Origin of the sequence: Pseudoalteromonas rhizosphaerae (assembly GCF_028885455.1) — a bacterium.
Classification (GTDB): domain Bacteria; phylum Pseudomonadota; class Gammaproteobacteria; order Enterobacterales; family Alteromonadaceae; genus Pseudoalteromonas; species Pseudoalteromonas rhizosphaerae.
The window spans coordinates 3,832,453-3,855,097 of record NZ_CP118496.1 but is presented as its reverse complement, the minus strand read 5'-3'; the positions used below and the strand labels follow the sequence as shown (position 1 = coordinate 3,855,097).

Sequence of the window (22,645 nt, the reverse complement as noted above, 5' to 3'; positions counted from 1 at the left end):
CGACAGTATAAAGTGTTGGCGTGTTTTAGAGCTGATATTGAGGTTGCCAACTAGGCGATGATTTGAATGAACCGCTTTAGTTTTAGCTTATTTGCCGCGGTTGTCTGTGCGCTGCAGTACACAGTCAAATTAGCGAGTTAATTACATGAATGCAGTAATGACCAGTATGAATCGCTGCTTTTTATTATTGACACACAGTTGTTTTGAGTTCGATAACGAACAGAACGTTAGCCTCTTACATAATAAAGTGATGGTAGGTAGTGAAGAATACACTTTACCGCCGATGGTGATCGCTCCACTTAATACTGAGGATATCCTAATGGATAAATACTTTTCAAAAATACTATGTGTTGTTGCAATACTGATGGTTTCACAATTAACTGGTTGCTATAAATCCCCAGAAATTGCTGCGGAAAAGCCGCCAAAAAGTACGGTGGCTAACAATGTTTTAGATATCGATGTAACTACAAACGTTAAAATGGCTTTAATGAATGATCCTATTCTCAGAGCATTTAATATCGAAGTCATTACGAATAAAGGCGATGTGCGTTTAATTGGTATTGTTGATAGCCAAAGCCAAATTGACTCAGCAATGTTAATTGCCAAAGGTGCTGAAGGTACGCATGCTATTCATGATGAACTGACTGTGAAAAGGAGTTCGTTATGAAAGGATATCTAATAGTGGGGGTTATAACCGCTGTTTTTGCTGTTACAGCAGTTGCCCAAGAAGATGAACGCGAAGGCGAACACCATATGATGATGGGCAAGATGATGCATGATAAAGAAACATCGCATATGGAACCAAAAATGCGGCAAATGTTTTCGCTAATGCAACAGATCGAAAACGAAAATAATCCACAAAAGCGTGAGCAGCTAATGGAACAACATATGAACTCAATGCGTGCAAATATGCGGATGATAAACGACCTAAATGAAAGTGGTGATGATTCAGAGTCAGAAACTGAGGGCGATGAACGTATCAATAAAATGGAAGGTCAGCTGAGAATGATGCAAGTGATGATGGATCAAATGATGGAACACAGCAGCTACAGTGAAATGAAAATGTTACAAAAACATAGAGATAAGTAACTAGGGCGTGTTGACCTTTTGTGATTAATTTTGCAGCAGTGTGTTTGGTATTTAGGCAAGGCAGAGCCTATGTAGTGTGGTTGTTCCCCATAAATAGGCGATAACGCAGCATCAATGCCAAACACGCGCTGCCCTTAGGGTTCTTCCTAGGGGCGATTAACTCTTTGTTGCTCGATTTTTACTTAGCCCACTAGGTTACAAATCTCGCGCCGCCATTAAATCGCCCCTAGAGTGAACAAATTTTAATCCACAAAGGTCAGCACGCCCTAAAGCGCAGTAGAATAAATCGACTTTGAGCCACTACTTTCAGCGCTAACAGTGTTGAAAATAGCGGCCTTGAGAGATGCACTTTCAATTTTTTTAAAGCAGCCATTTATAAATATAATTATTAGGTTCTAGGGCCGGTTAACCTCTCTGGTTGAAGGTTGTTTAATTTATAAGCTATTTAATCACCATGCTAGGTTTGTAATCTGATGGGTTAAGTAAAAAATTAAGTAAAACTTCCGCACTTTATTCTGGCTATCTACTTACATTAATACTGCCTTATCTAAAAACCAAACATACGGATGTAAAAGTAACTGTGAAAGATAAACAGGCTCTAGCCCTTGAAACTAAGGTTAATGGCCTCATACCTTTTACGAGGTCAAAAATTTTAAATGAACAAAGTAACAGGTGTATTTCGAAAAACTTAGGTTAGAAATCTAATGAGTTTGTATTTAAACCGATTATTTTTATAAGGATAAAGTTATGACACAACGTGTAATTGAAATGCCAGACTTAGGCATGGGGACATTCCGCTTAGAAGGAAAAACAGCTTATGAATCTGTAAAAATGGCATTAGAAGTTGGCTTTCGCCATATTGATACCGCACAGATTTATGGCAATGAAGAGCAAGTTGGCCAAGCGATAAAAGACAGCAATATCCCTAGGGACGAGCTATTTATTACCACCAAAGTGTGGAATAACAAACTGAATAAAAGCGATTTTATCGCCAGTGTGAAAGAGTCTCTTAACAAGCTGCAACTCGATTCTGTCGATTTATTGTTGATCCATTGGCCTGCGCCATCAAACGATGAACCAATGAGCGAGTATTTAACTGAGTTATTAACGGCAAAGCAGCTTGGATTAACTAAGCATATTGGTGTATCGAACTTCACTATTGCGAATTTAAAAGAAGCCATGCAAACACTGGACTCACGTGAAATATTCACCAACCAAATAGAAGTACACCCTTATTTAACCAATACCAAGTTACGTGCTTTTTGTCAGCAGCATGACATTCATGTCACCGCCTATATGCCATTTGTGGTAGGTAAAGTGTTAAACGATCATACCATTATTGATATTGCTAAGAAGCATGATGCAAGCCCTGCACAAGTGGTTATTGCATGGGTAAACGCCAAGGGTATGACGACCATTCCGTCATCAACTAAGCGTAAAAATCTTGAAGATAACTTTAATGATAAAGCCGTAAAACTTGATGAAGAAGACATTGCGCGTATTGATGCTCTCGATTGCGGCGACCGTCAAGCAACCCCAAGTTTTGCACCGCAGTGGGATCAAGACACGTTTTAAGCGTGTTCAATATAAAGTGCAGTGAGTCTGCACTTTTTAATGCAAAGGAATAACTATGTTAACCGTTATAGCAATGCTGTCATGTAAAAACGCTGATGCAGCTACGTTACTTAGTGCACTTGATAACTTACAAAAGTTATCGCGCAAAGAAGTAGGGTGTTTACGCTACGAGCTGGCTGTGAAAAATAATGATACGCAAACCGATTACATTGTAACTGAACAATGGGCTACAAATGAGCACTTTGAAGAGCATAAGTTAGCGCCACATTTTAAAACGTTTGGTGAACAGGCTGGTGCTCTACTTACTCACAGTAATATTGATGTGTATAAAACGATTGGTTAATAATATAGGGGCAGTGTTTAAAGCCACGTATTTTATATCGAGCTTAGCATGTTAAGCACGGCTTTAATCACGCCTTAGCAGGTGACAATGAGTGAGCCTTGATAACTTACCTAATGTATTGACCTGCGTTTTTGGGTATATAAAGTTATGCCATGGTATTTTTCATCGCACACTGATTATATCCGCTTTCTTTGTGTTTATGGCATCGGTGGTCAGTTTTACTTTCATGCAATAATTTTTTAAGTTTTTTGACTGTCGATACTAAATCAAGGAGTCAGTTTATTTATTGTCCAAGATTTAATTTCGGCTTGTATTATATCTAACTCGCCTTAGCGTATTTGACTAGTAATCAAAAAAGACCCTATGGATACTGTGAGACTGTTAAATAAAAGTAACAAAGCTTAACGTTTTACACACACATCAAAAGGTCGAATATGCACACAATAAATAAAAAAGCATTATCAATTGCGGTAGCATTAGCTTGCTCATTCCCGTTACATGCCCAACAAGCTGCTACGAATAATCCAACAAATACGAATGAAAGCAACACTGCGCAAGAACAAAGTACCTCCTTAGAGATTATCTCTGTAACAGCAACCAAACGTAAAACAAAGTTAATGGAAACCCCTGTTGCTATTACAGCATTAACGGAGGCTGAGCTCAGGCAAAATGGCGTAAATAGTGTTAAAGATATAGCTAATCTAGTACCAGGGTTAGATATCTCCACAGCGACGGATCAATCAGCACCTGTTATCTCGATGCGTGGCGTACGCTCTACTAATATTACCGAGCTTGGCGACCCTGCTGTTGGCGTTCACCTTGACGGTATTTATTCGCCAAGAATGCAAGGAGCGCTAGCTCTGATGTATGACATTGAACGAGTTGAGGCATTAAGGGGGCCACAAGGCACGCTATTTGGTCGAAACTCTACAGTTGGTAGCATTAATGTTATCTCAGCAAAGCCTGAATTCACTCATTTATACGGTAATGTGAACGTTGAAGCAGGAAAATACAACAGCAAAAATATTGATGGCGTAATTAATATTCCAATTAATGACGAATTTGCAGTACGGTTTTCTGGCAAAGGATTAAAACGAGATTCTTACCTTGAGGGTTACTACGATCCTAACCAATACGACTCAAGACGATTAAGCGACGATATTCTCAATGCTCCTGTTATCTCAGAGGATTCTTATCAAGGTATTGGTCAAACAGTTACGCAGCGAGAAAACTGGTGGATAGATGGTGCAGGCACTGATCCAGAGGCGCAAAAAGTTCGCCAATTAACCCCCGCAGAAAAAGACGACTTTTATAACAACGCTGATGAATACTCTTTTAGAATTAGTACGCTTTGGGAGCCGTTAGATGGTGGCTTTTCAAATCATACCGTTTTTCAAAAGTACGTTAATAACAGCAATAACAATCTCGATTTAGTTAACTGCGATAAAATTCGCGGTAGAAGTGAAGAGCTGGGCGGCGATTGCACAAACTTTTTACCCAGTGATAATACATATCAAGCTGTTGTGAATGTGCCTGGTAAGCTTAATTTAGATATCACCTATCTTAGAAATACCCTTAACTACGATATAAATGATGAATATTCGCTTGTGTGGCTACTTGGCTATGAGGATATGGAACGCTCTTCAGCACAAGATAGCGAAGTCGGCCTCGATCCTTGGGATGGGGCAACGTACTTTTTAGATGGCACTGGTGCTGAATCTTTTTCTACAGAAGTGCAATTACAATCTGACGAATACGGCGATTTTATTTGGATTGTTGGTGCTAACTATTTCCACGAAAAAACCACGACCTTAGGTTATTACGATAACCCAATGGACGATAAAGCCTTTTGGGATCAACCTGATCGCTCTACAGACGCATTCGCTTTGTTTGGCCAAGGTACATACAATTTAACTGAAAAATTACATCTAACACTTGGTTATCGTTTTAGTGATGAAACGAAAGAAGATAAAGGAGGCAAAACATACCGCTGCTCTAATGCCGATGGTTGCGCTGTTGGTTGGTTAAATAGAACAGATCTAAATAACTTACCAGTTGATTACTACGAAGATCCTTCAATTTATGCGTCATACTTTGCAAACGATAATAAAGGAAGTTGGCAGCATCATGACTTTCGTGTTGGTTTAGACTACGACATTTCACCTGAAACGATGGTTTATACCTACCTTGCCAGTGGTTTTAAAGCTGGTGGAATTGGTGATGTATATGAAGTCGTAAATGATAGAACCGGTGACGTAACACGCTTTGAAACTAAGTTCGATCCAGAAGAAGTACTTACATGGGAGCTTGGCGCTAAATCGAGCTTTTTTGATAATTCATTAAACTTAAAAGCCGCGTTTTTCTACACAGATTACACCGACATGCAATACGCATCAGTGGGCTCAATCGGTAATGTAGAACGTTTATCTGTGGTAGAAGATGAAGATGGCTCTCCCGTTTTAGATAGCAATGGCGAGCCGGTACTTGATTTTCAAAACAAGCCTGTGATTGCTTATTACACACAAAATGTTCCTAGTTCAACAATCAAAGGTATTGAGCTTGAGTTTGATTGGAAGCCATACCCAAGCGGGCGTATCACCGGTTATGTAACCTGGACCGATGCCAAAGTGACGGACGATTGGAATACTAAGTGGGATTATGATGCTGAGTATCTTTTTGATATTTCTTATGAGGAATCAAAAAATCCTGAAAATACACTGCTATCAACCAACCTTAAAGGCAATAACCTAGCGATGACGCCTAAGTTCACGGCGAACATCAGCTACACACATACATTTGATTTAGGTGAATATGGTTTTATCCATAGTTGGCTTAATGCGAGCTGGAAAGATGAATCGTACTCAACAGTATGGAATGTTGATAAACACTTAGATGATATGGACTTTAGCGTGTCGGACGAGGCGACAAAATACATTGACGATAGCCGAGATGCATTTGCAGTCTATAACGCGTCAATTAAATATGAGCCGCAAGGACAAAGCTGGTACGCAGAAGTATTCGTTAATAATGCCTCTGATGAAACTATTCAATATTGGAATAATACTAGCAAAGGAATTCCAAAAGGCAGCTTTGGCATGCCAAGGTATTACGGTGTAAGAGCTGGTTTTTCATTCTAGATAACCTAACCACAATTAAACTTCCCACAGTCAATATACCACTGTGGGAGGTGTACAATTTAAATAAGGATCAATAATGAAAACTAAGCTTATTAGCTCGTTAGTTGCAGGTTGTGTGTTTATCTCACCTTTTACATATGCCAATTATTTTAAAGATAATTTTTCATGGGGTTACGATAATGCCATTTGGAATGCGCGAAGTGGCGACAATGGCTCGCCTTTTGGCTGTGAATTTTCCCCTGCAATGATTAACCCAAGCCAACAGGGGATCACGCTTTCATTATCACAAGGCGCATGTGCTGAGCTGCAAAGTAATAATTTCTATGGCTTTGGCAAGGTGCAAGGCAGTGTTAAGTCAGGGAATACGCAAGGCACTGTGTCTTCCATTTTTACTTACACATCGTGGTGGGATTCACCCGGCAGAGCATGGCAAGAGATAGATATTGAGCTTTTACCCTCCCTTGGGAACGTTGTTCATACCAATGTGATTTATCAGCCGCAAGGTGGCACTTATCAAAGCTGGGAAAAGGACATCGACTTAAGTCAGTTTGGGCTTGATTACAGAGAAAACTTATTAACTATTGGCTTTGATTGGTCTAGCAACTCGATTCGTTGGTACCTATACGACGCTCAAGGAAATGAGCAAACATTAAGAGTGCTCTACAAAGACAATGGCGATGGTCATTTAGCTGAAAATGAAATTCCCGCGTATGCATGGCCGATGGATAATACAAAAATAATGATTAACCAATGGAATGGTGATAACTCAACCGAAGGCTATTACTTCCCTGGTCAATACTATGGCAGCCCTTCGTGGGCGTACTATGATTTTATTGAGTACATTCCCCAATAAAATTAAGAAGTTTGTATCTATAAATAGAATTTAATCTCGAAGGTTTTTAATGTCTCAAATCAAATATTCTAAATTATTATTTTGCTTATTGCCCGTAGTTGGGGCGCTTACTTGTCAATATTCATTCAGTGCAGAGCGTGAGCAAGTCAACTGGCCTTATGTAAACACTAAACTTAAACGTGATCCCGCTGTAGAAGCGCAAATTGAACAACTACTGGCAAAGATGACCATAGAGCAAAAAGTGGCGCAAATGATTCAGCCCGAAATTGGTTATTTAAGTGTTGAACAAATGCGCAAATATGGGTTTGGTTCATACCTAAATGGCGGTAATACAGCGCCCTATGGCGACAAACGCGCTGATCAGGCCACATGGTTAAAATATGCCGATGAAATGTACCTAGCATCAATGGACTCAACGAAAGACGGTATTGCAATACCGACTATTTGGGGTACTGATGCCATGCATGGACATAGCAATGTGTATGGCGCTACGTTATTTCCGCACAATATTGGCTTAGGAGCTGCGCATGATGCCGACTTAATTAAGCGCATAGGCCAAGCAACAGCGAAAGAAGTCTCAGCCACTGGGATTGAATGGAGTTTTGCTCCTACTGTCGCTGTAGTCAGAGATGATCGCTGGGGCAGAACCTATGAAAGTTACTCAGAAGACCCTGAATTAGTTAGGCTGTATGCGGGTAGTATGGTGACAGGTATTCAAGGTGATATAGGGGCTGACTTTTTAAAAGGCAGTAACCGTATTGCAACCGCAAAACATTTTGTGGGCGATGGTGGTACAGAGCGAGGCGTTGATCGCGGAAATACGCTTATCGATGAAAAAGGATTAAGAGATATTCACAGCGCAGGTTATTTTTCGGCTATTAATGAAGGTGTGCAATCAGTGATGGCATCCTTTAATAGTTGGAATGGCAAACGTGTGCATGGCGATAAACACTTATTAACGGATGTACTTAAAAACCAACTTGGTTTTGATGGGTTTGTAGTCAGTGATTGGAATGCTCACAAGTTTGTAGAAGGCTGCGATTTAGAGCAATGTGCGCAAGCAATTAACGCCGGCGTTGATGTGATCATGGTACCAGAGCATTTTGAAGCGTTTTATCATAATACTGTTAAGCAAGTGAAAGACGGTGTAATCGCAGAATCAAGAATTAACGATGCCGTTAGGCGCTTTTTAAGAGCTAAAATCCGTTGGGGTGTGTTTACAAAGGGTAAACCATCAGCGCGACCTGAATCACAACACCCGCAGTGGTTAGGTGCTAATGAGCATCGCATTTTGGCAAGAGAAGCGGTTCGTAAGTCACTCGTTCTATTAAAAAACAACGAAAACGTGCTGCCAATCAAAGCGAGTAGCCGCATCTTAGTTGCCGGCAAAGGCGCAAATGCAATCAATATGCAAGCAGGAGGCTGGAGTGTTTCTTGGCAGGGCACAGACAATACCAATAGTGACTTTCCAAATGCAACCTCTATTTATGCGGGTTTACAGTCGCAAGTAACAAAAGCGGGTGGTGAGATCACTTTGAGCGAGTCTGGTGAGTATAAAACCAAGCCAGATGTAGCCATTGTTGTTATTGGTGAAGAACCTTATGCAGAATGGTTTGGTGACATCGAGATGCTTGAGTTTCAGCATGAAACTAAACATGCACTTGCGTTATTAAAGCAGCTTAAAGCTGATAATATTCCTGTAGTAACGGTATTTTTAAGCGGCCGCCCGTTGTGGGTTAATAAAGAGCTCAATGCATCGGATGCCTTTGTTGCTGCTTGGCTACCAGGCTCTGAAGGTGAGGGCGTTGCAGATGTACTATTAACTAATAGCCAAGGTAAAGCCCAGTTTGATTTCAGCGGTAAGTTGAGTTTTTCATGGCCTAAATATGATGACCAATTTACGTTAAACTTAAACGATGCTGACTATGATCCATTATTTGCTTATGGCTATGGCTTAACTTATCAGGACAAAATAAATGTGTCTGTTTTGAGTGAGAAAACCAGCCCTAAAAAAATGGTTAATAGTGACTCACATCCCCTGTTTGTAAGAAACTTAGCCAAAAATATGACTTGGCAACTGGCAGATACAAGCACAGAAAAGGTGTTAGCCAGCGGTGCATCAGCAACCAGTGGCGATAAACAAAGTTTACTTATGCAATCAGTCAATTTATCTTATCAAGAAGATGGCCGTGGCTTTAATTGGCGCGCACAAGCCGCTGTTAGCTTGAGTCACCTAGAGCCTAAACAGCTAGATAGTAAATTTAGTGCAGGTTACCTTGAATTAAAAATGCGCATAGATAAAGCTCCTGAACAAGGAGCAAACTTGCAAGTCATGTGTAGCGAAAATCATTGCTTAAGGAATATTGATTTTTCATCGTTTTCACAATTAATGACAAACAAAAGTTGGCATACTCTAGCAATCCCTTTGCACTGTGGTGATAGCGGACTTGCTGAGCAAAAAATAACAGACGCGCTGCGCATTACCAGTCAAAATTTAAGTTTAGCAATTGCTGATGTGGCGTTGACTATAAAACCGAGTAATGACTCATTATCATTAACGTGTGCAAAGTAATACCCTATGGCTGTTGATTAACGTTTATTAATCAACAGCCTATAACATTGGATTTAATAATGTGAATAGTAATAACCCTAGAAGTCAGTTGTTCTGGTTATTCCAAAGTTGTGGTTGGATTGTCTATGCAATGCTGACCGAATTAATGATAAAAATACCAAGCGAAGAGCCATGGACAATACATATACCGCATTTAATTATTGATGTAGCGTGTGGCTTTTTGATCACTTTAACGTTAAGACGATTTTACAACTGTTTTAGTCAGCAAGAGCTCAAAGTTAAAGTCGCGTTACGTATTATGCTGCTTCTAATTGCAACATTACTCTGGACGCAAATTAAATGGATTTCCTTGCAGTGGTTATATGGTAACTGGTGGCTTTCAATGTCATGGTTTGACTTTGGTACATGGACGTCAGCCTCGTTAACCATGCTTTCAACATGGACTGCCTTTTATTACGGGATCAAAATTTATTTAGATAATCTTGAGCAAACTCAAAAGGCCGCAGAAGCAACCCATTTAGCGAAAGAGTCACAGCTAAAAATGCTTCGATATCAGCTTAACCCGCATTTTATGTTCAATAGTATTAACGCCATTTGCACGTTAATATTGAAAAAAGAAAGCTTGCAGGCAGTAAACATGCTTGAAAAACTATGTGACTTATTGCGCCATAGTTTATATACCGACCCACTTGAAAAAGTAGCTATCAAAGAAGAAATCGCAATGTTAAGAACCTACCTAGATATTGAACAATGCCGATTTGCTGACAAGCTAGAGGTTAATATTAGCGTTGATGAACCATGCAACGATTTATTAATACCTTCTTTATTAATTCAACCATTGGTAGAAAACGCGTTAAAACATGGTATGCGAGCAGATCAAAAAATGGTGATCACAATTAATGTTGAAAAAACAAAATCCGCATTGCTCATTAAAGTTGCTGATACTGGTAAAGGCTTTGATGATAATAAAAAAACCAAAAGAGGCATCGGCTTGGCTAATTGTGAGCAACGCTTAAAATTAATATATGGTAATAGTCACCGAATTGAAAAAGGCAATGCGACTACCGGTGGTGCGTGGTTTTGTATCTCTCTTCCAATTAATGGTTTGCAATCATGATTCAATTAAAAACGTTACTCGTTGATGACGAATACAGTGCTATTGAAGGTTTGCGTATTCGCTTAGAAGCCTTTGCTGAAATTGAAGTGATTGGCAGTGCACAAAGTGTTGATGAAGCAATTAAAGTACTTAACGAATATGATGTAGATTTAGTGTTTCTAGATATAGAAATGCCAACAAAGTCAGGTTTTGAATTAATTAAACATTTTCAACCAGAGAGCTGCCCTGCGGTTATCTTTGTTACGGCATTTCATCAACATGCTGTTAAAGCTTTTGAGGTGAGGGCGCTGGATTATTTACTTAAGCCCGTTAAGTTAGCTCGCCTTGCAGAAGCCATTGAAAGAGTTATTAAAACAGAAAAGCTAAACAGAAAAACCGAACTTATTGAAGTGCACCAATCGCTGGTGATCAATGAATCGCAACCACTTGAAGTGGCGGGTAATTCTGACTATAAGTTTGAAGCTGAGAATTTAGTTATTCAAGATGCTAAAAACCCAATTCAAATTATTCCGTTTAAAGATATTTTATGGATTGATGCGGCGGGGGATTATATGTGTGTACACACACCTGCTGAAACACACGTAATGCGGGCGCGTTTAAAAGAGCTTGAAAAAAACACCTTGCCTGAAGATTTCCTGCGAATACATAAATCAACGATTGTAAATTTAAGCCATATAAAGCAACTTAACCCACTTAGAAACTCTGAATACACGGCTGTATTACAAAGTGGTAAAACACTTAAAGTCAGTCGTACCTATAGTAAAAATTTAAAGAGTTTGTTCAAATAATAAATATATTAATATTGAGAGTATTAAACTATAACTGCAACAGTTTGTATAATAGGCATTTGTTACGCTATCTCAGGTCATAATTTATAAGGATTTTAAATTTCTATGGCAAAACCTCAGCTTTTTTGGATTATTTTAATATTATTGATTACCTGTTTTATGCCTTGCGGTTTTTTCATCTGGTATGAAAGTGTGGATCCCGCATTTATCCCTAATGCTAATTACAATTTTATTTTACAATGGGTTTTACCCTCGCTGACAGTGCTGACGATTGGTTACCTTTTTAGTCAGTATAAGAATTTTGCTCAAGTGAAGGAAAGCTTAGATGAGCATTTTATTGCTGAGGGACGTTTAGTTAAGTATTTTACGCTGCTTTTTAGTCCAGTGTTTATTTACTTTTACTTTTGGACATTCATTAATATCCCAATACAGTTATGGGCAAATTATCAATTGGCTGAGTATTGGTCGCAAGAATATTTATTAGTTGAGGCAACAACATGTAGTAGTGACTATGAGCCGCACTGCGTAGAATTAAAGTTTTCCGATTTAGCAAGTGAAGAAACACATTCAATAAGATGGTATTTAGATAAAGCTGAATTATTAACGCTCAAGAATAAAAGAGTAAATCTGGTCGGTGAAAAAAGTTATTTTGGTTATATTATCAATACAATACAGTGGTGATCAAAGCTTTAAAAGGCATTATTGTGATTTGTGGTGGTTATAAAAAGGCCTAAACTACCCCTGCCATTTTGCAGGGGTAGTATAAATTGGTTAACCGCGATTATGCTCGCGAGCGTAATCAATATTGGGCCCTTTAGGGACGATTTGCGTTGGGTTGATCATGGTATGACTAAAATAATAATGTCGTTTGATATGATAAAAATCAACGGTTTCTTTAACGCCAGCAACTTGATAAAGCTCACGTAAGTATTCACTCAGTGCCGGGTAATTTTCGATAGTACGCAGATTACATTTAAAATGCCCAACATACACACTGTCAAAGCGTATTAGAGTGGTGAATAATCGCCAATCTGCTTCTGTTAGGGTGTTGCCCACCAAATAGCGCTGCTTGAGTAAAATACTTTCGACTTTGTCTAATGCACTGAATAAGTCATTAAATGCCTCTTCATAGGCTTTTTGAGTGGTCGCAAACCCAGTACGATACACGCCATTATTAATGTTGTTGTACACCAGCTCATTAATTGCATCGATTTCAGCGTGCAAGTTATTTGGGTAAAAGTCTAGTTTATTGCCAGTTAAATCATTGAAGGCGCTGTTAAACATGCGAATGATTTCAGCAGATTCATTACTGACTATTTTATTTTGCTGTTTATCCCAAAGCACAGGCACAGTTACTCTTCCGGAATAATCTGCTTTATTTTCGGTGTATATTTGATGCATAAATTGCTTATCAAAAAGTGCATCTCCAGTGCTGTGGTTGTTTTTATCAAACGTCCAACCGTTATCTAACATATCTGGGCTAACCACAGAGACATCAATATAGTCTTCAAGGCCTTTTAATTTTCTAAAAATCAAGGTGCGGTGCGCCCATGGGCAGGCTAATGAAACATATAAATGATAACGGCCTTTCTGTGCCTTAAAGCCCGCCTCACCAGTTGGGCCTGCGCTGCCATCTTTGGTTATCCAGTTACGTAATTGTGCAGACTCGCGTTTAAACTCACCATCGCTTTTATCGGTGTCGTACCATTTATCTTGCCATTTACCGTTGACTAGTAATCCCATAATTGACTCCTATATCGTGTTTTAAAAGCTACCAAATTTACCGCTTTGGTAATCACTAATTGCTTCTCGTAATTGATCTTGCGTATTCATCACAAACGGGCCCATGTGAGCAATAGGCTCATTAAGCGGATCACCGGCTAAAATAAGTACCCCAGCGCCGCTTTGCGAGCTAAATTTAATATCACTATCGGGCTCTAAAATAAGTAGGCTGCCAGCCATTACTGGACCACCTTGTTCGGTGTTGATTGAGCCAGTATGAATATAAATCATCACCTTGCTTTGTGTCAGTGGTGGATGAGCAAACTCAGTGCCTATAGGTAATGTTACATCTGCTAGCATGCCATTGGCTGCTAGTTCTTGTAGGCTTGAAACCTGAGTTTGCTGGTCAAATTGCCAACTGCCAGCCAGTGCTTTTAGTTCAACACCTTGACTATTTTTATGTTCAGGTGCAGGGTGCTCAGTAGTATCTTGATATTTCGGTGCTCTGAGCTTTTCAGTGCTTGGCATATTGAGCCAAATTTGAAAGCCATGCATTCCCTCAATCGCATCGGCAAGTGGCATTTCGCTATGGATAACGCCAAAGCCGGTACTCATCCATTGCACATCACCTGCGCGAATAGCTTTTTTATTGCCCATTTGATCTTGGTGTTCAAAGCCGCCTTTAATAATGTAGGTAAAGGTTTCGATACCACGATGCGGGTGGGCAGGAAACCCACCCATAAAGTCACTGTGATCGTCGGATTTTAATTCGTCGATCATTAAAAAAGGATCTAAATGCTTACCATCAAAGCCTGGTATCCGGCTAATATTTACGCCATCACCATCTTGGGTTGCATGGCTATTGAGTTGCTTTATTACTTTCATTGCTTTGCTCCGAATCTTGTATGCTATTATTTAAACACAATAAAATTAAACAACCATGGGTAAAAATAGCACTATTCATTCGTTTTAACAGAACGTTCTGATTTTTGTTTTTTCGTTAGGTTATCCGCTACAAAAGCCCCGCGATTGCCAGACTGATGTGCAGGTCCTACGGTGCTATCAACCATGGTTTGTTGTTCGGTGCTGGCATTAATCGCAGCGCCAAAAATAATAATATAGGCGCTGATATACAACCACATCAACATGATCACGACCCCGCCTAACGAACCATAGGTCTCATTGTATGAAGCAAACTGTGACACATAATATGAAAACCCTAATGATGCGATGATCCAAAGCCCAGTAGCCATTACTGAACCAGTTGTAACCCAACGCCACTTTGCCGCTTTTCTATGGGGTGCATAACGATATACAAAAGCTAAAGCAAAATGAAAAGTCGCTGCTAGTAATAGCCAAGTGAGTAATTTGATCACCGTATCGATACTGTTTTCTAGACCAACAATATTGAGTGCGATAGGCAATATACCAATGATTAATAATGCGATTACTGCGACCAATATAGCGCCAATAGAGAATAGAAAGCGCACTAAAAGCGCTTTGAAAAACTGCCTTTTGGTTTGCTCATGGTAGGTAATATTGCAGGCTGTGATCAGTGCTTGGCAGCCCTTACTGCTACTCCATGTGGTTAATAACAACGTGCTTATTGCACTAACACTTAACACTTTTTGTGATTGTTGGGTAACTTCAGATACCTGTTGTAGAACGATTTCTCGGCTGCTTGGTGGCAATAAAGTAATAAACTTACTAATCTGTTCACTAACATCCGCCGTAGAGGCGAAATAAGCATACAGCGAAACACAGGCTGCCAGTGCTGGAAAAATAGCGAGTAATGCGTAAAAGGCGACACCAGCGGCAACAAAGGATAAGTTATCTTGCGACATACTTTGATATACCCGCTTGCTGATATCCCACCAGCCCAGCAAGGGGATCTCGGTTGGTTTATCTGCTGTGTAGCCACGTGGTTTATGTGCCATATTTTATTCCTTGCTGATGGTTATTAGTCACTATTTATTAGAAGTTAGGGTGCAAGGTGCTTGCCAGCTTAAGTTGGCGTTTAATTTGCTTCTACAGAATTAATGGTTTCATCAATAAAGAGCGCATGAGTTACATATGGAAATAATGAATAGTATTAATAATCAAATTATTAGCGCATTAAAAATACAAACAACGAGTACCAACGCGGATCCTTTAGCGCCAGTATCTTGGCAAGGTATAAACTCACAAATTGCGCATTTTTTACAAAGTGCTTGGCAAATGTTACCCGCTCTCACTTTAGGTATAGCAGCAATAATCGTGTGCTATTTTTTAGCAAAGCCTGTGTCTTATTTATTAGTGAAACCTATTGGCTATGTAAGTGAAAGGCGGTTATTGCATGTTGTTGCTCGTCGCTTTATTAGTACTGTGATCATTTTGTTTGGAGTTTATTTATTTTTACGCTTAGCAGGCTTAAGTGAATTTGCCGTGGCGATAATGAGCGGTACTGGATTAGTCGGGCTAATCTTAGGTTTTGCATTTCGTGATATTGCAGAGAACTTTATATCGAGCATGCTATTAAGTGTGCAACGTCCTTTTCGTATTGATGATGTTATTGAAGTCGATGGCTGCTTAGGGGTAGTAAAAAAGGTCACTGCGCGGGCGACCACATTAGTTGATTTTGATGGTAATCATATTCAAATACCTAATGCGACTGTTTATAAAAATGTGATTAAAAACCTTACTGCTAATCCGAAAATGCGCGGTCACTATAAAATAGGCATAGGTTACGATAACGATATACGTAACACTCAGCAGTTAGCGCTGAGTTTAATGGATAAACAAGCTGCTGTGCTAAAAGATCCGGCCCCACAGGTGTTACTTGATGAATTAGGCTCAGCCACTATCAATCTCAGTATTTACTTTTGGGTTAATAGTGAGCAAAACAGCCCGGTTAAGGTAGCGTCGCAATTGATGCGTGAAATGGTTAATAGCTTTAACGCGCATGGTATTAGTATGCCTGATGATGCTCGTGAACGGATTATTTTAAATGCACCAAGTGAGCAAGCACAAAAGACTCCGGAACAACCCACTACGCAAGATCAAAAAGTCAAACCGATTGCGCATCTGGATGCTGGTATTGATGATGTGAGCAGTGATGCTGATGAAATTCGTGAACAAGCTGAGCGCTCTCGCGATCCTGAGCAAGGCAACAATATTATTTAACTTGCTCTTTAAATAATATACTTAGTTTAATGGCCGTGGGTTCGGCAATTTTATTTAGCAAAGACTGAGGTATCGCTCGAGGAGAAAGTTTTACTGAAGACAGTTCATGTATGGATTGGTTATGTTTTTACCATCAATCTACTGTTGCTTTGTTATTACTGTAGCTTATCTTCCTCTAGACGATTAATTACCACAAAGTGGTTCACTGTTTTTGTGGGCTGCTCGCCGATAGCGTATACTGTTGTGCTTGTAATTTTGACTTATCTATTTTGTGCTAACGGATCAGTTTAAATTTCGCCGTCTTCTTACTCCTTTCTAAAATGATATTAAATAAATGAATGATATAACAGTAGCAACTCATAACGGTAATTTTCATGCGGATGATGTGTTTAGTATCGCCGCACTTAGGCATATTCTTCCTACTTTTAAACTTATACGTACCCGTGATTTAGAATTAATCGCGCAAGCTGACATAGTGATTGATGTTGGCGGCGAATATGACCCAGCTGCTGGACGTTTTGATCATCACCAACGTGGCGGTGCCGGTGAGCGTGAAAATGGCATCCCATACTCATCATTTGGTTTAATTTGGCAAAAATATGGTTTAGAGCTGTGTCAGGGTGACCAAGATGTTGCGCATGCAGTTGATGCCGGTTTGGTATCGACCATTGATGCGATTGATTGCGGTCATGTTGAAGGTGTATCGAAAGGGATCAGTCTTAGCCAAACAATTTCAATGTTTAACCCAACATGGCAAGAGGAAAGTGACTTTGATCGTTGTTTTGATGAGGCGGTTGAATTTGCATCGCGTGTTTTAACACGTTTTATTGCAGCAGCCAGTGGCGGCATTAATGCTAAAGCAATCGTCGCTAAAGCGATTGATAACGCAGATGATGCAAGAGTGATTGTATTAGAGCAATACACGCCGTGGAAAAAAACCGTGCATGCTTTATCGCAAGAAGCGTTATACATGGTTTATCCATCGCATTCAGGCAAATGGATTTTGCAAACGGTGCCTGTTGAACCGGGTTCATTTGAAGACAGAAAGTCACTACCAAAAGCATGGGCTGGTTTATCAGATGCTGCATTTCAAGCGCAAACGGGCATTGATGACGCAATGTTTTGCCACAATGGCTTGTTTATCGCAGGCGCAGAATCATTTGCAAGTACCATGAAACTTGCTGCAATGGCGTTGCAAGACGAATAAAACGAAGTCACGGTTATTAAAAAGGGGGGAGCGCTGTACTGGCTTCCCCCCTTTTTGTATTAGTGCCTAAAGTTTTCTAGCAACGCTGGAATACCTGGCAGCATGCCCACCATGGCCATAACACTGGTCAATAATACAAACATAAACAGCGGAATGATCCAGCGACTCATATGGGTCAGCTCAGAGCTGCGCTCTTTACAGCCAATTAAGCCTAAGTTATCGAGCAGCATGGTCAGTGACCAGCCAAACGCTGGGTTTACTAACGTTGAAGCAAATACCACAATAGCTGCTGATTGCGTGGTTTTACCTTCGCGAGTCATTTCCATACCCGCCTCAAGCAGTGGGATAAATACACCCACTATTAACGCCACACACAGTACCGGTTGCCAAATGGCGAGATCCATTGGATAACCCCATATACCTGCAATTACACAAAAAAGTGCGGTTAAAATTGCACCCGCTGGAATAGGGCGCTTAGCAATCGCGGCAGGCACAATATACGTGCCCCATGATGAGGTGAAGTTAGACCCACCTAAAATAGAGCCAAAGGTTTGCCTAACTGATGCACTGAGCATAGTATCGTCAATGTTCATTTGCACTTTTTCAGTGCGTTTTGGGTAGCTGATCTTTTGGAATACTTGATGGCCTAAAAAGTCTGGCGACCACATGGCCACTGCCAGTATGGCAAAGGGCAATACGACTACAAAGCTTTCAAGAGTCGGCAAACCTAACATCCAACCGGTGTTTTCACCCCACCAATACATAGGGTTCATATTTGGTAACCCGGGGGCGGTTTTAAATTCAAACGGCGCACCTAAGGCAAAGGCCGTTAAACCACCAATAAGGCAGCTGAGCGGCACAGCTAACCAACGTTTTTTAAAATGTTCGAGTAGCGCGTACAGTAAAATAGTGGCCAAAATAACGATGAAGGCAATGTGGGTCATTTGAATTTGTTCAGCCCATGCAAACAGTTTCTTTACTTGCGATATAGTGCCTATGAATCCTAAGTAAAGTAATAATCCGCCGCACACCCCTTTACTGGTTAGTCGTGCCAACAAACTGCCGCCTTTACTGATGGCAAGCAGTAACCCTAAGGCGCCAATGAGTAGCCCGAATGCCATTGGGTGTCCGCCTGCTGCAACAACAATGGGAATTAATGGAATGAGTGGTCCGTGGGTTCCCGCTAAGTTAGCAGTGGGTAAAATAAAACCTGAAAACAAGATGATAAAAATAGCCACTATGAGTAACTCATAGCGTACGTTTTCTAACACAAAGGCGTCACTTAAACCAAGCGGTGCGGCAAAGGTGGCGGCAATAGCGCCTACCATAACAACTTTACCAATTGTCCCTGCCATCGCGGGAATTGTGTCTTCAAATTCGAAGCGGTAATCCCGAAAAGGCAAGTTAGGACGCCAGCGCTTTGGCTGCATAATTTGCAGTTCATGCTCGAGATAATCGTCTCGACTGGCAAACTCAGAGCTTGGTTTATGAAGATTTTTATAGCTATCGGAAACGGTTTGAGTATCGCTTACCTGCTCAGCTTGAGATGACGTGTCATCTTTTGGCGTGGTTGTCATGAATTCTCCTGCAACATTGTTGCTAACTCAAAATAAAAAAACAGCTTGTATAAAGCAATGAATATTGAATCGATAGAATAAAGTAGAGGTTTATCAATTACGATTAGGCAAAGGTCGAGCATGACGGATTAAAGTAGCTTGGCGCAGGTATAGCCAGCAGAGAAGAAAATATTCAAAAGTTAATTTCTATTGTTAATAATCAATACCTTATTTTCATATTTGTTGTTTATTGCTTTAAAAAAGCCAGTTATACGGCACGCATTAATGAATTACTGGGTGCTAAGTCTTTAGTCTAATGGCTAGGAGCTCACTCAAAGCTAAGCTCTGTTTTATTCTGTATAGCCGCCAGGGCGACTGTCTTGCATTAATAGATCAAGTTTTCTTTGTGCTTTTTTATAGTTATCTAAATCGATTACTTCAATCATTTCGCATTCGTCTCTTACCATTTCGGTGATAAGGCTAGGATAGTGGCGGCAATCTTCAGGGCGGTCTAAATAAATACTGCAGGTATATTTATTTGCGGCGAGGGGATTTATTTTTGGTGCTATTTCAAGAAAAGGGCATTGGCTTAGTTTTACTCCCGATTGTGGGTCGTGCCATATTTGGTTATTTTTAACGAACTCAAAGATTTCGGGGTTAAATATCTCCCATAGATCAATCTCTTCTTGCGTGGCGCTCAGATCGCCACCACCGTATTTAATACAGCATTTACCACATTGATTACATTCTTTCATGGTTCGCTAATTTGTAAGATGGACTAATTCTAGTGTATCACCGATTGTTTTTAGTGCAGCTGTGTTTTTGCAGGGGTAATTTGTCAGATGCTATTTTATTTACAACAAGGTCAATTTTGTTCAATACATGGCTTATTGCAACAACAGATAATAAACGCCACTTTAAATAACCTAAGTATACGTTATGACTTTATCAGTGATCATCTCAATGGCACTATTTGCCTTGGCGGCGTCTATATCACCCGGGCCAGTTAACCTTGTTTCGTTAAGTAGTAGTGCGCGATATGGGGCAAAAAGAGGCTTAATATTTGTGACTGGTGCTACCTTTGGTTTCATTGCATTATTTTTGTTTATTGGTTTTAGTTTGCATTATCTCATTGCGCAATTAGCCTGGATCACTGGTGTATTACAGTGGCTCGGTATCGCTTTTTTACTTTATCTCAGTTATCAATTATTTATCGATGATGGCGGCCTCACAGCTGACGCTAAGCAAAATGCCCCTACCTTTATGACAGGTGTGATCATGCAATGGCTTAACCCTAAAGCGTGGTTGGCTTCTTTATCAGGCATTGCAGCATATAGTCCAGGGGCGCAAGGATTTGAACTGGTTACTTTTGCAAGTTTATATTTACCTATTTGTTGGTTATCACTTGGCTGTTGGGTTTGGCTAGGTATACGGCTCGGGCAGCATTTTCAAAGCCCAGCTAAAATGCGAGTGATGAATAAAATTCTTGCACTATTACTGGCTGGCAGCTGCTTTTTATTATTGATTTAGTGGTTTTAATTTACAGTGATAAAGTACGGCGATATTGCTCGGGAGTTGCCGCTACGCGTTGTTTAAAGACCCGCTGAAAATGCGCTTGATCACTAAAACCTGCACTGTGAGCGATACTTGCTATTGGCTGGCCTTGTTTTAGTGCTTGCTGACCTAATTGAATACGACGATTTAACCGATAAGCGTGCGGAGTCATATTAAAATGACGTTTAAAAGCGCGCACTAAATAACTGCTGCTAAAGCCAAAAAGTTTACTGATTGTGTTAATTGATTGGTCTTCAAAACAGTGCTCATTCAGGTAGTTCGCTACTTGATATAGCTTATTTTCAGGTAATAACGTTTGCTCGTGTAATGGCTCAACGCAATCAAGGTACGTAAATAATTGTACGAAGTAACTACTTAGCAACGTGCGCTTTTGTGCTGCGGTAAACGTATTTGTCATTAGGTTTTGGCACAAGATAACAAAGTCCTGATAAAGCTGTGGTAGTAGCACTGTATCCAAGCGACTTCCTTGCCAGTTTTGTTGCTTTGTGACGCCAGACTCGAACAATAACGCTGCTAACCAATTTTTATCTATATGCATCATGTAATAAGCCCACGCTGAGTTTTGCTTTGGATTACAGGCGTGGACTTCATCAGGGTTCATTAATACTAAATTACCATGTGTTACTTGATGTAGACGATCTTCACAAATGAATTCACTTTGCCCCGCTAAAATTGCGCCAATTGACCATTGCTGGTGGGAGTGGGGAGCATAAGTGACTTTGCGGCCATCTAATACTTGGCGCAGCTCGACAAATGGTAACTCGGGGTCGCGCCAAAAAATAGGGTGTGTTGTTGGGAGCATACTATTTTCCACAATTGAAAACCTATTTCCAGTATACCCCTAGTTGTAGTGTATAAATCTACTCTCAGAGTAAATTATTCACCAAAAAATCAGTGAGTAACTGCGTCACTTAGCTGCATGCAATTGTGTGCTGAGCGGGTGTGTTTTTTTAGGTATCACTATTGGTCTGTTTGCACCCGTTAGAGCATAACGTAGATACTTAATTTTGGTATTTCCAGTACGGCGGGTTGCCATAAACTTCACTAAAGTAATCAATACATACTCGAACATTTAACGGTGGTTGTCGTGTATTAGGGTAAATTGCAGTAATGTTTTGTGGTCCTGTTTTTATTGTTGGCGCAAATTCACTTAAGAGTGAAACAAGAGCGCCTGTTTTTAAGCTTTCACCAATTAACCAATCAGGGAATAATACAATTCCCATGTCGTTCAAAGCCCCGATAAACAGCGTTTCAGCATTGTTAGATACTAAAGTCGGTATTACACTTTGCTGCTGCCATGACGAATTAATTTTGAATAACCAACGATTTTGCCCCGATGAACCGCTATAAATTAAGCCCTGATGCTGACTAAGATCAGCCGGCACTTTTGGTGTGCCATATTTTTTCAGATAAGCAGGGGATGCGGCTAAATGATAAGTTTGCAGTCCTAATGTTTTAGCATGTAACGATGAATCTGCAAGAGATCCGATACGAAAAATCACGTCAGCGGCATCAATATGCGGATCGATAAAATCATCGGTTTGAGTCAACTCTACTTGAATTTTCGGATAGCGATTTAAAAACTCACCAAGCCAAGGCGCTATGTGTTTTTGTCCGAAAAAAACCGGCGCATTAATTCTTATTAACCCTTTGGGTTGAGTTGCTCTATCTTGCAGCTCGTTACGTACTTCGTTGAGTTGCTCGGTCATTGAGCGCGCATAATCATGAAAAATTCGGCCCGCTTCGGTTGGCATTATTGCTCTTGTGTTACGGTAAAAAAGTTGCTGACCAAGGGCATCTTCAAGTTGCAAAATTACTCTAGAGACCATAGAAGGCGATACATTTTCATGTCGAGCAACAACAGAAAAGCTTTTACATTTATACACGGCGATAAAAAATTTTAACGCTCTGATATTGATCGAACTGAAATCATTCATTTGTGCAAATCC

At 40.2% G+C, this 22,645-nt stretch carries 20 protein-coding genes; 13 read left to right on the top strand and 7 right to left on the bottom strand.

Annotated elements, in window-relative coordinates; all coding sequences use genetic code 11:
• Positions 1 to 145 precede the first annotated feature (145 nt).
• From PVK79_RS16565 to PVK79_RS16520, 10 genes are all read left to right on the top strand, one after another.
• Positions 146 to 667 (top strand): BON domain-containing protein, encoded by a 522-nt coding sequence (locus tag PVK79_RS16565; RefSeq protein WP_218939791.1) that lies wholly within the window; start codon positions 146 to 148, stop codon positions 665 to 667.
• The gene (locus PVK79_RS16560) at positions 664 to 1,089 is read left to right on the top strand and encodes a hypothetical protein (protein ID WP_145242837.1); all 426 of its coding nucleotides are present in this window, start codon (positions 664 to 666) and stop codon (positions 1,087 to 1,089) included. The genes PVK79_RS16565 and PVK79_RS16560 overlap by 4 nt, the downstream gene beginning before the upstream one ends.
• A 747-nt stretch (positions 1,090 to 1,836) precedes the next feature.
• The gene (gene dkgB / locus PVK79_RS16555) at positions 1,837 to 2,664 is read left to right on the top strand and encodes a 2,5-didehydrogluconate reductase DkgB (RefSeq protein ID WP_145241103.1); all 828 of its coding nucleotides are present in this window, start codon (positions 1,837 to 1,839) and stop codon (positions 2,662 to 2,664) included.
• 55 nt (positions 2,665 to 2,719) lie between these two features.
• Positions 2,720 to 3,007 carry a putative quinol monooxygenase gene (locus tag PVK79_RS16550; protein WP_149982864.1) on the top strand — a complete coding sequence of 96 codons (288 nt, stop codon included), beginning with the start codon at positions 2,720 to 2,722 and terminating at the stop codon, positions 3,005 to 3,007.
• A 434-nt stretch (positions 3,008 to 3,441) separates the two neighbouring features.
• Positions 3,442 to 6,144 (top strand): TonB-dependent receptor, encoded by a 2,703-nt coding sequence (locus PVK79_RS16545; protein ID WP_257326200.1) that lies wholly within the window; start codon positions 3,442 to 3,444, stop codon positions 6,142 to 6,144.
• A 76-nt stretch (positions 6,145 to 6,220) separates the two neighbouring features.
• The gene (locus PVK79_RS16540) at positions 6,221 to 6,997 is read left to right on the top strand and encodes a family 16 glycosylhydrolase (RefSeq protein WP_182734952.1); all 777 of its coding nucleotides are present in this window, start codon (positions 6,221 to 6,223) and stop codon (positions 6,995 to 6,997) included.
• A gap of 49 nt (positions 6,998 to 7,046) precedes the next feature.
• A complete protein-coding gene (locus tag PVK79_RS16535; RefSeq protein WP_257326199.1) occupies positions 7,047 to 9,569 on the top strand; it encodes a glycoside hydrolase family 3 protein in 2,523 nt (840 codons plus the stop codon).
• Between the two features lie 61 nt (positions 9,570 to 9,630).
• Positions 9,631 to 10,686 (top strand): sensor histidine kinase, encoded by a 1,056-nt coding sequence (locus PVK79_RS16530; RefSeq protein WP_246175609.1) that lies wholly within the window; start codon positions 9,631 to 9,633, stop codon positions 10,684 to 10,686.
• Complete coding sequence (locus PVK79_RS16525; protein WP_145241093.1) at positions 10,683 to 11,474, top strand: LytR/AlgR family response regulator transcription factor; 792 nt, start codon at positions 10,683 to 10,685, stop codon at positions 11,472 to 11,474. Before PVK79_RS16530 ends, PVK79_RS16525 begins: the two co-directional genes overlap by 4 nt.
• A 105-nt stretch (positions 11,475 to 11,579) precedes the next feature.
• Complete coding sequence (locus PVK79_RS16520; protein WP_182718958.1) at positions 11,580 to 12,155, top strand: hypothetical protein; 576 nt, start codon at positions 11,580 to 11,582, stop codon at positions 12,153 to 12,155.
• A 90-nt stretch (positions 12,156 to 12,245) separates the two neighbouring features.
• Here the strand turns inward: PVK79_RS16520 and PVK79_RS16515 are convergent, their stop codons facing one another.
• The 3 genes from PVK79_RS16515 to PVK79_RS16505 form a co-directional block, all read right to left on the bottom strand.
• Positions 12,246 to 13,217 (bottom strand): glutathione S-transferase family protein, encoded by a 972-nt coding sequence (locus tag PVK79_RS16515; protein WP_257326198.1) that lies wholly within the window; start codon positions 13,215 to 13,217, stop codon positions 12,246 to 12,248.
• Between the two features lie 21 nt (positions 13,218 to 13,238).
• The gene (locus tag PVK79_RS16510; protein ID WP_257326197.1) at positions 13,239 to 14,081 is read right to left on the bottom strand and encodes a pirin family protein; all 843 of its coding nucleotides are present in this window, start codon (positions 14,079 to 14,081) and stop codon (positions 13,239 to 13,241) included.
• Between the two features lie 71 nt (positions 14,082 to 14,152).
• A complete protein-coding gene (locus tag PVK79_RS16505) occupies positions 14,153 to 15,133 on the bottom strand; it encodes a YihY/virulence factor BrkB family protein (protein ID WP_145241085.1) in 981 nt (326 codons plus the stop codon).
• Positions 15,134 to 15,287: 154 nt separating this feature from the next.
• Between PVK79_RS16505 and PVK79_RS16500 the strand changes: the two genes are divergently transcribed.
• Together PVK79_RS16500 and PVK79_RS16495 are read left to right on the top strand one after the other, a co-directional pair.
• The gene (locus tag PVK79_RS16500) at positions 15,288 to 16,358 is read left to right on the top strand and encodes a mechanosensitive ion channel family protein (protein ID WP_404936106.1); all 1,071 of its coding nucleotides are present in this window, start codon (positions 15,288 to 15,290) and stop codon (positions 16,356 to 16,358) included.
• Between the two features lie 334 nt (positions 16,359 to 16,692).
• The gene (locus PVK79_RS16495; RefSeq protein WP_145241081.1) at positions 16,693 to 17,565 is read left to right on the top strand and encodes an MYG1 family protein; all 873 of its coding nucleotides are present in this window, start codon (positions 16,693 to 16,695) and stop codon (positions 17,563 to 17,565) included.
• Between the two features lie 59 nt (positions 17,566 to 17,624).
• Here PVK79_RS16495 and PVK79_RS16490 read toward each other — a convergent pair whose 3' ends face one another.
• Positions 17,625 to 19,142: a DUF3360 family protein gene (locus tag PVK79_RS16490; RefSeq protein WP_145241079.1), complete on the bottom strand. Its 1,518-nt coding sequence runs from the start codon at positions 19,140 to 19,142 to the stop codon at positions 17,625 to 17,627.
• Between the two features lie 329 nt (positions 19,143 to 19,471).
• A complete protein-coding gene (locus PVK79_RS16485) occupies positions 19,472 to 19,876 on the bottom strand; it encodes a YkgJ family cysteine cluster protein (RefSeq protein WP_145241077.1) in 405 nt (134 codons plus the stop codon).
• 184 nt (positions 19,877 to 20,060) lie between these two features.
• Between PVK79_RS16485 and PVK79_RS16480 the strand changes: the two genes are divergently transcribed.
• The gene (locus PVK79_RS16480) at positions 20,061 to 20,651 is read left to right on the top strand and encodes a LysE family translocator (RefSeq protein WP_182732204.1); all 591 of its coding nucleotides are present in this window, start codon (positions 20,061 to 20,063) and stop codon (positions 20,649 to 20,651) included.
• A gap of 10 nt (positions 20,652 to 20,661) precedes the next feature.
• Here PVK79_RS16480 and PVK79_RS16475 read toward each other — a convergent pair whose 3' ends face one another.
• Complete coding sequence (locus PVK79_RS16475; protein ID WP_149982853.1) at positions 20,662 to 21,498, bottom strand: AraC family transcriptional regulator; 837 nt, start codon at positions 21,496 to 21,498, stop codon at positions 20,662 to 20,664.
• A gap of 199 nt (positions 21,499 to 21,697) precedes the next feature.
• Positions 21,698 to 22,633 carry a LysR family transcriptional regulator gene (locus PVK79_RS16470; protein WP_149982852.1) on the bottom strand — a complete coding sequence of 312 codons (936 nt, stop codon included), beginning with the start codon at positions 22,631 to 22,633 and terminating at the stop codon, positions 21,698 to 21,700.
• Positions 22,634 to 22,645 lie beyond the last annotated feature (12 nt).